Origin of the sequence: Coxiella-like endosymbiont (assembly GCF_002871095.1) — a bacterium.
Taxonomy (GTDB): Bacteria; Pseudomonadota; Gammaproteobacteria; order Coxiellales; family Coxiellaceae; genus Coxiella.
Genome location: NZ_NSHJ01000096.1, coordinates 1 through 12,270, shown reverse-complemented (window position 1 = coordinate 12,270; position 12,270 = coordinate 1). Strand labels below are relative to the sequence as shown.

The following is a 12,270-nucleotide window of genomic DNA, read 5'->3' as shown; positions in this document are numbered from 1 at the left end:
GTAAGGAAATAATTTTTCTTAGAATAATCTAGTGGTCTTAGTAAAGGAAACTTTCTATGTTACTTTATTAAAAGCTTAAGGCAAATTTTTTATCTCCTTATTAAGAAAGACTAAAAACATTACAATAAAATTAAAGAATTATTTTTTAATTATTATTTTGATAAAATTTTGTGCTAAAGTTTTAAAAAAATAGTCGATATGTATAAAAAATTGTCTGAAAAGAAGGTCTTTCTGCAAAATTATTAAAAGGCTTTGGAGTAGCATCAAAAATTTTAGGTCAAAAGAAGCTAATTTCTCAATTTTTTATTTAGCAATATATATTATTTATGCTAGAGGATGCATTCTTGTAGTGTAAAAAAATATTCAATGGTTTACTAAATTAGCGGACTAACGTTATTTTTCTATTTAAATTAGTTTGGGTTTTATATATGAAATATGACCAAATGTGACTATAATAAAGAAATACAATGATATTCAGTGGCTTTCGCATCAAATAATTTTTAAGTATTTTACAATTTAAGTTTGATATGGGTATAGCAAAAAAGTTCCATTAAATTATCAAAAAGCTTTTCAAGTCTAGGTGCGAGCCTTTCGGTCTGTAAATCTGGTCTATTTTTGCTACTTTTCAAATAGCAAAAATGTATCTTAAAAGGTTTGAACTTTTCTTAAAACTGATTATGGTTTTAAAAAATTTTAAATGGGTAAGTAATATTTTTTAAATAAACAGATAATCAAAATAATCCTAAAGGATGGTATTAATTAAGTTTAATATCTAAAAATGAAATTGTTAATAAAATTAATTTTGATTAAGATTATACTTTTTTAGAAAAATTTTATAAAAAATAAAAAAGTAGCAAGCATAAAAGTGAAGATCGATTTAGATAGTGTTTATTAATCTGGAGTGAGCGGTTTCATAAAGAGATTATAGTTATTAATTTTTATATGTCTATTACAGATAGTAGATAATGAATTTTCAAAAAAGCAATTACAGATTATCATAAGCCAATTGACAAATATTTCGGAATATCTATCCCCCTTATCAAGGTGTGAACAAAATCGTTGTAGACAGGGTGGAATATTTTATATAGAAAATAAGGTATTAATTAGATTCTTCTTACTCTCTCATATTGATTGTATTCAATCAGTAGATAATTAGTTTAATGTTAGAAACATTAATTGTAATACAAATTTTTACATAAGTATTAAAAAATGATGTGAATTTTCAAGCTATTCAAGAGACTCTATTGCTAATTATTTAGTCATTACCCTCAATTTGATAATTAGTAATTGTTTTTTTTAAAATTAATTCGTGTAGGGTTTTATAAATTTTAGGATTCCCGGCAATTAAATTACCATTTTCCATATAATTATTTTTTCCTTCAAAATCAGATATTAAACCACCTGCTTCGGTAATGAGTAAAATACCGGCCGCCATGTCCCATGGTTTTAAGCTCATCTCCCACAAACCATCTAAACGTCCAGCTGCTACATAGGCTAAATCTAAAGCCGCCGCACCTAAACGGCGAACATTTACAGTTTGAAAAAAAATAGTTTCAAAAAGTTTAAGATATTTTTGAAAAAGTGCCACTTTTTTAAAAGGAAATCCTGTACTCAGAAGTGCTTCATTTATTTTGGTGCGAGTACTAACCCGGATTTTACGATTATTTAATTGAGCACCGCCCCCCTGGATAGCGGTAAATAATTCTTGACGGAGAGGGTCATATACGACTGCTACACTCAATTTATCTCGATATTTTAAACAAATAGATATTGCTATTTGAGGTAAACCGTGAATGAAATTAGTAGTGCCATCTAAAGGGTCAATAATCCAGGTGAAATCATTTTTAGATTTATGAAGACCCGATTCTTCAGCTAAGAGACCCGATTCTTCAGCTAAGATAGTATGATTAGGATATGCTTTTTGAATAGTCTCAATAATTGCTTGTTCGGAAAGTTGATCTACCTGAGTAACAAAGTTATTATGATGTTTTTCTTTAACATTGATCATATCAAGTCTATCTACAAAACGAACAATGATGCGTGCGGCTTTTTGAACAGCTTGAACAGCGATATTAAGCATTGGGTACATTAAGTTGTATTTCCTTAAGCTCATAGGGTTCAAAATGATAGCATGTGACTTAATACCTGTAAAAATAACTTGTATTTTTAATAAAAAGTGCTAATATCACCGTTACTTAAAAAATTTTCCACAATTTTTTTTCATCAAAAGATGAGCTTAATATCTTTATTTAAAGATTTTTTAATTATATTCAAATGCTTTTACTTAACCTTAGCCATCCTAAAAATATTGGTGCCAATTTTCGAGCTATGAAAAGAATGATATTTGGTCCTAATTGAATTTTTTTCATGAGTAGGGTTACAAATTTTATGTAGGCGGACAGCAAAAACAGTAGATAATATCTTTTGGGGTGGGAGGGGAATCTCAAGCTCCTTAATTTTTAGTACTCCTATATCTTAATTAATTGATGGTTTAAATACAGCATGCTTAAGGATTTTAATTTGGTGTGAAAGCCATACCAATATGCCTGATATATCAATCACGTACATTAGTATATAGCCTTTGAAAACCGTAGAAGGGCAGCATAATAAACAAGTTGTTATACAAGCAGGTATAATAGAGATGATATTTAGTCAGGAAACAATCATCTCTAATAAATTAAATAAAGAGAAAGAGTTTAAATAAAGAGAAAGAGTTGGGTAATGGTCATATGAACGATAATAATCAGCTGAAAAACATTCAGTTCTTTAAATTTAGCTGTGGAATCTTTAAATTTAGCTGTGCAAATTAATTATTATGTATAAAATCTATATACTTTCATTAAAAGGAAATTAAAAAAATTATTAGAACAATTTAACTGAAAAAGTAACTTCTGAATAAATGTGTTAGATAATATGATTATTTTAGAAAAACGTTAATAGTAATTAAATGTGTAGATCTTTAAAAAAAACTCAAATGATTATAATAAAGATTAAATCGCCTCCTCAATTACGATGAATGAAAGGTTAATAAAGCTAAGTTGAATATTTTACGAGGCATCTTAAGTGCTATTTATAGACAAGATGATTATTGTTAAAATCTTATCCTTATCTTATTTAAGGAAATGTCAGTGAATAATATTTATAAAAAAAATGAACCGTTAATCCCAGCTTCTACTCAACTAGCCGAATTCACTCTTAAAGCCATTATATTATCTATTCTTTTTGCTGTGGTTTTATCGGCAGCCAACGCTTATCTTGCTTTAAAAATTGGGACCACTATTTCTGCTTCCATACCCGCATCAGTATTTGCATTAGGAATTTTACGACTGTTTAAAAAACATAATGTTTTAGAAAGTAATTTAATTCAAACAGCAGCTTCTGCGGGGGAAGGTGTTGCAGCTGCTATAGCCTTTGTGTTACCGGGTATGATTTTTCTACATATTTGGAAGGGTTTTGCTTATTGGGAAACAGCTATTATTACTTTACTAGGGGGGCTTTTAGGGGTTTTATTTGCTGTTCCTTTGCGCCGAATCATGCTTAATCTTCCTGCCTTACATTTTCCTGAAGGAACGGCTATTGGAAATGTTCTCCAAGTAAGTGCACAAGGAAAAGCTCGACTTAAATTATTGGCTCAAGCTGGTTTGGTCGGTGGGCTAGTAGCTTTTTCACAAATTGGTTTAAAAGTGGTTTCTGATAGTTTGCAAATGTGGATATTTATGGGGAGAACCATTTTTGGTTTTTCGGTAGGTTTTACTCCGGCCACTTTAGCAGCAGGGTTTATTGTGGGTTTTGAGGTAGCCGTAAGTTTATTTACCGGAGCTTTTGTGGGTTGGTTAATCTTATTACCTTTTATCGGACTTTATTATGGATTACCTGCAAATGTAACTTCAGCTTATGATGCAGTTATGAAGTTGTGGGATGCGCATTTGCGTTTTGTTGGTGTAGGAACAATGCTCGTTGGCGGAATATGGACATTATTTCGGTTATTGAAGCCTATTGTAAAAGAAATGTGCCTTTCTTTTATTGGTTTTCAAGAAGGGTTAGAAAGAGGTTTGGGCAAGCGCTTACGAACTGAAATGGATATGCCACTAATGTGGGTTGTTATTGGTGTTTTAGTTATTGCCACTTTATTATTGTTTTATAATTTTTATTATTTACACCAAGCAACTATTGTGGCAAGTATCGATCATTTATGGGTTGTAGCTTTCATTTCAGTTATTTATATAGTCATTATAGGCTTTCTTTTAGCAACTATATCAAGTTATTTTTGTGGATTAGTAGGATCAAGTAATAATCCTTTATCAGGTCTTTTAATTACTGCTATTTTATTGCTTTCATTTTTATTTCTACTAATATTTCGTGTTCGAAAATTGGAGCAAGCACATTATATTGCGTCTGTAGTTATTGTAATTGCTACTATTCTTTCGGGTATTGGGTCTATTACGGGAGAAAATATACAAGACCTTAAGGCAGGTAAAATGGTGGGAGCCACTCCTTGGCGGCAACAATTAATGATGGCAATCGGTGTTACTGTTTCAGCTTTTGTTATTGGTCCCGTACTTCAACTTCTCTTCGATGCTTATGGGATGGGTGGTGTTTACCCACATGCGGGAATGGATCCTGCTCAGATGTTGGCAGCACCTCAAGCGGGCTTAATGGCGGCTATTTCTCAGGGGGTATTAAGCCGTCATCTTCATTGGGGAATGATCATTGTTGGTGGGGTAGTGGCTCTTGTTATTATTACAATTGATGAATTTCTAAAGCGCCGTAATTCTAGGTTACCTGCTTTGGCGGTCGGTTTAGGTATTTATTTACCTCCAGAGGTAATTACCCCTGTAGTTATTGGGGGGTTAGTAAGTTTTTTAGTTAAAAAGCCATGGCAAATGAAAAAACGTTCAGAGAAAGAAGAGGGCAGAATAGTTGGCCATCAAAACGGAATATTAATGGCTTGTGGAATGGTGGCAGGGAGTGCCTTGATGGGAGTAATTTTAGCGATTCCTTTTGTGATAATGGGAAGTGCTAATGCATTATCGTTAGTAGGAGGAGGGTTTTCTCCAATAGCGAGCCTGTTGGGAATCTTTGTATTTTTAGGATTGTGTACCTGGTTTTATTGGATTGGTACTCAGAAAAAATGATGCTATTACCTATTTATTTAGACTATATGGCAACTACGTTCGTTGATCCTATTGTAGCGCAGGAAATGATGACCTGTTTAACTAAGGAAGGAATTTTTGGAAATCCTGATTCCGAAAATCATATTTATGGATGGAGTGCGCGAGAATTAATTAATAAAGCACGTGAATCTGTGGCAAAATTAGTAAATGCTGATCCTAAAGAAATTGTTTGGACTTCTGGAGCAACAGAATCAGATAATTTAGCCATCAAGGGAGCGGCCTCTTTTTATCATCGTAAAGGTAAGCATATCATTACTGCAAGCACAGAGCATAAGGCTGTTCTGGATACGTGTGCTTATCTCTCTTCCCGAGGTTTTGAAGTTACCTATTTAAATCCTCAAAGTGATGGCTTATTAAATTTGGATGAATTTAAAGCTTCTATTCGTTCGGATACAATTTTAGCCTCCTTTATGCATGTTAACAATGAAACTGGGGTTATTCAAGATATTGCTGCTATTGGTGAAATTACACGCCGAAATGGTATCCTTTTTCATGTAGATGCTGCGCAGAGTGCAGGTAAAGTTCCTATTGATTTAAATTATATGCAAGTCGATTTAATGTCTTTTTCGGGCCATAAAGTTTATGGACCAAAAGGTGTTGGAGCTTTATATGTGCGCCATACCCCTCATCGTCGTGTTCGTTTAGACCCTTTAATTCATGGAGGCGGGCATGAAAAAGGTTTACGTTCGGGAACTTTGGCTACACATCAGATTGTAGGTATGGGTAAAGCTTTCGCCTTAGCTCAAGAACACATGATAGATGATACAAACAAGATTACTCAGTTGCGTGATCGATTATGGTTAGGGCTATCCTCCCGATTGAGTTGTGTTAAGCTAAATGCTGAAACATCTCCACGTATTCCCGGATGTTTGAATGTTCGATTTGATGGAGTAAAAGGTGAATCCTTAATAGTAAGATTACAAAAAGTAGCAATTTCGAGTGGCTCAGCATGTAATTCCGCAAATTCTAATCCCTCTCACGTATTATTGGCAATGGGATTAAAGCGAGAAGAAGCTTATAATTCTATTCGTATTAGCTTGGGACGATTTACTACTCAAGAGGAAGTTGATATAGCGATTATCCATATTTCAGAGCAAGTAAATCGTTTACGTGAAATGTCTCCTCTTTGGGATAATGTTAAGAAAAAATTGATTGATTAAACTAAAGTCATGTATTATTCTAATGAAGTTTTAGAGTATTTTTTCAATACACAACATGTAGGAATATTGCAAGAGCCAGACTCTCAAGTAATGTGGGGAGAAATAGGGAGTCGTGAGCAAGGTTACTTATTTAGACTTTATGTCCGTTATGACCACACTACAATAAAAGAAGCTAAATTTCAGGCGTATGGTTCTGTTACCACCACTGCGGCTTGTGAATATGTCTGTCGCTGGCTTGAAAACAAAACTTTTGAAGAAGCTAAACAATTAACTTCAATTCAAATACAAAACGCTCTGAATTTATCAGCATTTGAAAGTCATGCTGCATTGCTCATTCAGCGGTTAACTGAAAAAACTCTAGAAAAAAATAAATGATTAGCGTGAAAAGGACGTTTATTAAACTCATGTGCTTATTTAGTTCCTGAATTTTATATGTATTTTATTACTTTATTGCTACTTTTGCTTTGTTGGTTAATCCTTCCTTTTATTTATTTGCAAGGTAGTAAGTTTATTTGTGAGTTTAATCTTAGTTATTAATGATTCTTTAGTGATTAAAGATTCTTGTTAAATTAGATGATCTTTCGGCGATTCTTAGCTATTATAACGATCTTAGATATTTGCCATATCAAAAATATAATAATTATTTCTGGTAACCTGAAGAATAAGACTAACTTTGGTACGTATAATGTTTAAAAATAATTTAAAAAATTTGGTTTAAATTTTTAGAATAACCTTTTGATACATAACCCTAAATAACGCTTCTGGATCATTAAAAGGTCAATTAAAAGAAATGTAACATGCAAAAAACAAGCCAAATTAACTTTTTGCTTTTATAAATTCAGAAGTTTTTCGAGCTGCTTTAATATCGAAGAGGAGTATTTAATAAAATCATAAAACTTATCAGATTCATTTAATTGCATAATCAGATAACTGACTGAATAAAGGTAATTTCCTTCGGAGGCATCTAAAGTTATGTAAAAATGTGTTGATTATAACATTAGTGTTTTTACTTTTTGGTTTTGCTTTTTTAGATGCCATAGTATGATAACACTAATATAACTATTAATAGTTAATGAGGTTTTTGGTAAACATCAATAATTTTTTATATAAGCCATTAATTTTTTCAAAATTAACTTTAGAAATATACTTATTATTAAATAATAATAGCGTAGATAATAATAGCATTATATAAATAATAACGTTATATAAATCTGAAAGTAATAGTAATTTTTGTTTAGGAATTAGTGATTGTTGAATCTAAAAAGGTAAAGTTTTGGTAATAGCTTATATACGCTAGCATAGTCAGGAGCTCTTTCCTCCGAAGAGAAAAGAAGCTTGTTACTTTTTAGCTATAAATGTAGAATTAATCGCTGTGTAGGCGATGAGTGGATTACTTGTATAAAAAATTAAATAAGTCATTTAAAAAATAAAATTTTTAGAATTTGAATATTGTTTAATGTAAGTTGGTGAAACCGGTATAAATTGATGGAAATGTATAAATTGTTTATAATAATATTATCGTTCAGTACTGAACGGTACTGCTTTAAGAGCTTTAAAAGAGTTTGAAAATTCTTTAATTCCTTTTTAAGTTAAGGCAAAAAATTCTCTAATCAATATTTAAACCTTTAATATTATAGATAAAATTTTTTAAAAAGTCGATCAGACTTTTTAAAAAATTTTCTTGAATATCTTTTTAGCTAAAGATTTTAGGTATTTTATCTGTGCTTGGATGACTAAGGGACATTATTAATTTAAATGAAAGAATGTAATTGGTAATAAATATTATTTTTTATCTAATGGTTAATAACAAGAAAGTTCTACTGAGTAATAGTAATATCAATAAATTTAAAACCTTTATGGTTTTTAAGTTTTCCATAAATAAGGATATCTAAATCTTAGATGGCAGATTTATAATCATTTAATGTTGAAAATTGATACAATACATTACCTTTTTTTATAATAAAAAAGGTTAGTAAATAATTTCTATACTGGGTAGTAAAGTATATACGTTATCTTAGGTAAGAAGTCGATCAAGAAAAATAAAAAAATAACAAAAGAAATTACTAAAATTATGATTATTTTTTTTCAAAACACTTCAGAGTTTGTAAGCGTTGTTCTAAATATTCGATTCTCTCTAAGAGGTCCAATGCAATACCAATTCCAGGGATATTAACTTCGAGATCGTGATAAAAACTTGCTGCGATTTTTGCGCGTTTTAAGCAACCATTATCAAATCGCCAGGAATTGGGAGTATTACCTTCAGGTTCTATTAATTGATGTTCAACCATTTCAATAACCACTTGTGCTTGTAAGTGCACAGCTTGGCATAATTCTTTTAAATTAAGCCATGATGTAAACTGCTCTACGATAATATTTTTTAAGATTTGTTTGCTCATAATTGCCTTAATAATTCTTTACGTGGATTAAAATACATGAGTTCCGACATTTTTTGATATAACTGTTTTTGTTGATCCGTCTTAGGCTTTGGGATATAAATATTTAAAAGCACATATTGGTCTCCTGGGGGCTGCCCAGGGAGCCCCCGTCCTTTTAAACGAAGTTTTTGACCAGTTTGAGAGCCTGAATGTAAAGTAAGGTCAACAGAACCACCTAAGGTGGGAACCGTGATTTTAGCACCTAGTGCTGCTTCCCATGGTGTTACGGGTAAATTTAAATAAATATTTTTCCCTTCTATCGTGTAAAGATGATGGGGCTGTAAATGGATTTCTAAATATAAATCACCATTAGGTGCACCCCCTATCCCGGGAGAACCTTGCTTTTGTAATCTAATTTGTTGCCCTTGTGTAACCCCTGGAGGAATTTTTACTCGGAGGGTTCGGGTTGTGTAATTTACTTGGCCGGTTTCTGAGTTAAGTATTGGCTCTTGAAAAGTAAGTGTTTTAGTTGTTCCCTGAAAAGCTTCTTCTAAATGAATAGTTACACGACTATGTTGATCTTGACCTCGCTCACTAAACTTTGTTCGAGTCCATCTTCTACCTGTTCCCAATACTCCAAAAAGGGTTTCAAAAAAATCACTGAAATTACTTTGATGAAATGCTTGATAAGAAGCTTCACTATGAGGATGAAATTCCCAATCAGGAGGAGGAGTAAAGTCTTGTCCTTGTTTCCAATCTGCACCCATGGCGTCGTAAGCCTTGCGTTTTTCAGGATCTTTAAGAACTTCGTAAGCTTCTTTAACTTTCTTGAATTTCTCTTCTGCATTTGCTTCTTTACTGACATCGGGATGATATTTTCGAGCTAATTGTCGATATCGCTTTTTAATTTCATTGGCCGTTGTATTACGTGAAAGGCCTAAAATTTTATAATAATCTTGATATTCCATAAGTTTTATATTAACTCTTTCTGAAAGAGCAATATAGAGGGGGCTCAAAAAAATAATTAAAAAAATTAAAGCTGAGCTGCAAAGTAAAGGGATTAAAATTAATTAGAGATTAGAATAATTCAAATTTTCACCGCTCTTAGAGAGCATTTACTAAATCTTTTAATCAGGATCATTTATAATTATTTTACAATAAAAGTAATTTCAAGTGTTAATTTTTAAAGAGTCTATTTTTTTATTTTCGATAATTTCGTCAATCTGGGCAGGAGACAATAACGTTCTTTAGAAGTTGTATATTTAATAATCGTTATTTTACTTTTAATTTAATCATTTTTAATGATTCAATAACACATTTTATCGTTATGGTGGTGAAGTAGCTATTCAATACACCTGAATTAATTTGTTAACGGTTAATTTTCTATTTGTTTTAGTATAAAAGATTTTATGTAATTTTTTAAGGGTTTAATACTTGATGATCAAGGTTTATTAAAATATTCACAAATCTCATTTACTAGATAAAATAAACTGATCTAAAGGAGAATAGAAAAAGTATACCCATAATTTTTGATTAAAAGGAGGAGTTATATTTATTAGATTGTAGTAAGTTATTTATTAATGGACGAACACTTAATGGTAGATAAATTTTATTTAAATGATTGATTAGATAAAATTTTTTTTGAAACATTATGTATGTTACTTAAAGTCTATGATTTTAAAGTGGTGTTAATACCTTTGCTTTTTCCTAAATTTAACAATACAGCTGTGCAAGTTATAAGCATTACTCTCAGAAAAGTAATTATGGGAATCGGTGTCATCCCTCTTGATTTAAGGCGCAGGTTTCTTCACTCAGATATTTACCATGTTCCAATAAAACAGTCGGCTAAAAGAATGTGTTTTAAAGCGTGATTTTTTTAAAAATCTAAGTAAAAATTCTCATAATTGAATTCTACAGTAAAAGCTAGAGCAAGTAGTTGATTTTTATTTATCTTCAATAAAGATAAATAAAAAAGATTGCCCATAAAGTTTTATATGATCTAAAGAACAACTTACTGTCTGGATGACAGCACCTTTGTTTATGTGTCTCAAGATAAATCTTCGATAATTTTTTAATTTTAATCCCTGCCAATCCCATAATAAACTTTAAGAGTCAGAGTTAAAAGTTAAATTAAAATGTCGAATTAATTTTTCTATCAATGATCTTCGGTAGCACTCCTTTGTTCGATAAGTAAAGTTTATTTTGTATATAAAATTAAGCCCAGGTTGATAATGTTCTGTAAGGTTTCCTAGTTTATTTAATCCCTTATCCTCTCTCTATATTATATAGGAGGAGTATTTTTATTTAAAAGTGGTAGACTAGCGAGGTGGGCCGGCGAGCGATGAAGTCTAAAAATATTAATGCCCAAATTCTCTGCTTACTTTAATCATTTATAAAAATTTCTAAAATTTATGAAATGATTATTGTTATTTCCATAATTTTTAGTTTTTGAAGTAATTAATTTTTTGTTAAAATAACAGGAATCCTAAATCACTAGACCCAAAGCAATATTTTTTGTTCTTTTCAATGAGGAAATCATTTTTAATGAGGAAAATCATTTATTTAAAACTATAACATACATCAATGTTCTAATACAAGGATTGCTCATATAGAGCAGTAGACTGTGAACCCCAACATTTACCACCCTCCCCTTTTCTAAAGGGGGTGATCGAATTTAAAGAGTTTTTAGATTAGCTAACATGAATTATAGCACTATTTAATAAACTTAGTTGAGTCTGTATGAATTTACGATTGATGATACATTGAATTTTTATTGATTTATAGTCTATTTTTTGTAGAGTACAGATTATGGTATTTATGGAGCTAATAAAAAAACAGTGTATACTAATATATAATTATCATTATTTTTTGACCTAGTTTAACTTGAAGTTTAGTTGAGGTGGGGGTATTGAAAAAAGGTCACAAGGTTTATCTTCAAAAGATCGCAGAGATATTAACCAAGATAAACATATCCTAATTACAAACTTATCTAGCTTATATAAAGATTCAATGAAGCAAAAACGATTATCATTTTTGCCCTTATTCCTGGATCACAATCATTTTTTAAAAAATGCTATTTTTGCCTGAATTAGATTTATGTCAGTTATTCAATAGATATTGACGGTAATAGTGTAGCGTAATTAAGTGAGCAGCTAGAAGCAATTGAAAATTAATATCAGGGTTTATGGAACGTCCTAAGATATTGTTTCGTTGAGTAACGATAAAGTTAAAACACCTATAAGTTAAGGTAGTATATAAAATAAAAATGGCTGCTATGAGATATTTATTATTTTGATTTACTGGTTTAGTTGACGCAGTAGAAGTAATTTGAAGAGAGTAGTAAGTTTTCATAGATTATTGAAAGCATCTCTCAAACAGTTTCCAAGAAAAAATATGAAAATAAAAATTTTAGCTTAATATGGATATGATGAACCCCATAATTCTCATAGAATTTAGAGAATGTTATCTTCAAATTAAAAAAAGCAATAATGACGAAAGCGAAGCTAAATTAGTAGTATTAGATGTTTTGGGTGGAAGTATGTAGGTATCTACTAATTCCGA

The 12,270-nt window shown here is 30.9% G+C and carries 6 protein-coding genes; 3 read left to right on the top strand and 3 right to left on the bottom strand.

From position 1 onward, the window contains the following. Positions 1-1,255 precede the first annotated feature (1,255 nt). Positions 1,256-2,089: an inositol monophosphatase family protein gene (locus CLERM_RS01905; protein WP_102156912.1), complete on the bottom strand. Its 834-nt coding sequence runs from the start codon at positions 2,087-2,089 to the stop codon at positions 1,256-1,258. A 1,033-nt stretch (positions 2,090-3,122) separates the two neighbouring features. Here CLERM_RS01905 and CLERM_RS01900 point away from each other — a divergent pair. From CLERM_RS01900 to CLERM_RS01890, 3 genes are read left to right on the top strand one after another with little or no spacing between them, the layout of a single operon-like run. Continuing rightward, on the top strand, positions 3,123-5,135 hold the full coding sequence (locus CLERM_RS01900) for an OPT family oligopeptide transporter (RefSeq protein WP_102156911.1): 2,013 nt from the start codon (positions 3,123-3,125) through the stop codon (positions 5,133-5,135). Next, on the top strand, positions 5,135-6,334 hold the full coding sequence (locus CLERM_RS01895) for an IscS subfamily cysteine desulfurase (protein WP_102156913.1): 1,200 nt from the start codon (positions 5,135-5,137) through the stop codon (positions 6,332-6,334). The genes CLERM_RS01900 and CLERM_RS01895 overlap by 1 nt, the downstream gene beginning before the upstream one ends. A gap of 9 nt (positions 6,335-6,343) precedes the next feature. Further along, positions 6,344-6,709, top strand: coding sequence for an iron-sulfur cluster assembly scaffold protein (locus CLERM_RS01890; RefSeq protein WP_102156910.1), 366 nt, complete (start codon positions 6,344-6,346; stop codon positions 6,707-6,709). 1,700 nt (positions 6,710-8,409) lie between these two features. Here CLERM_RS01890 and CLERM_RS01885 read toward each other — a convergent pair. Both CLERM_RS01885 and CLERM_RS01880 read right to left on the bottom strand, forming a co-directional pair. Further along, entirely contained in the window at positions 8,410-8,730 is a 321-nt protein-coding gene (locus CLERM_RS01885) for a chaperone modulator CbpM (protein WP_102156909.1), read from the bottom strand. Continuing rightward, the gene (locus CLERM_RS01880; RefSeq protein ID WP_102156908.1) at positions 8,727-9,677 is read right to left on the bottom strand and encodes a DnaJ C-terminal domain-containing protein; all 951 of its coding nucleotides are present in this window, start codon (positions 9,675-9,677) and stop codon (positions 8,727-8,729) included. Before CLERM_RS01880 ends, CLERM_RS01885 begins: the two co-directional genes overlap by 4 nt. Between the last annotated feature and the right edge of the window lie 2,593 nt (positions 9,678-12,270).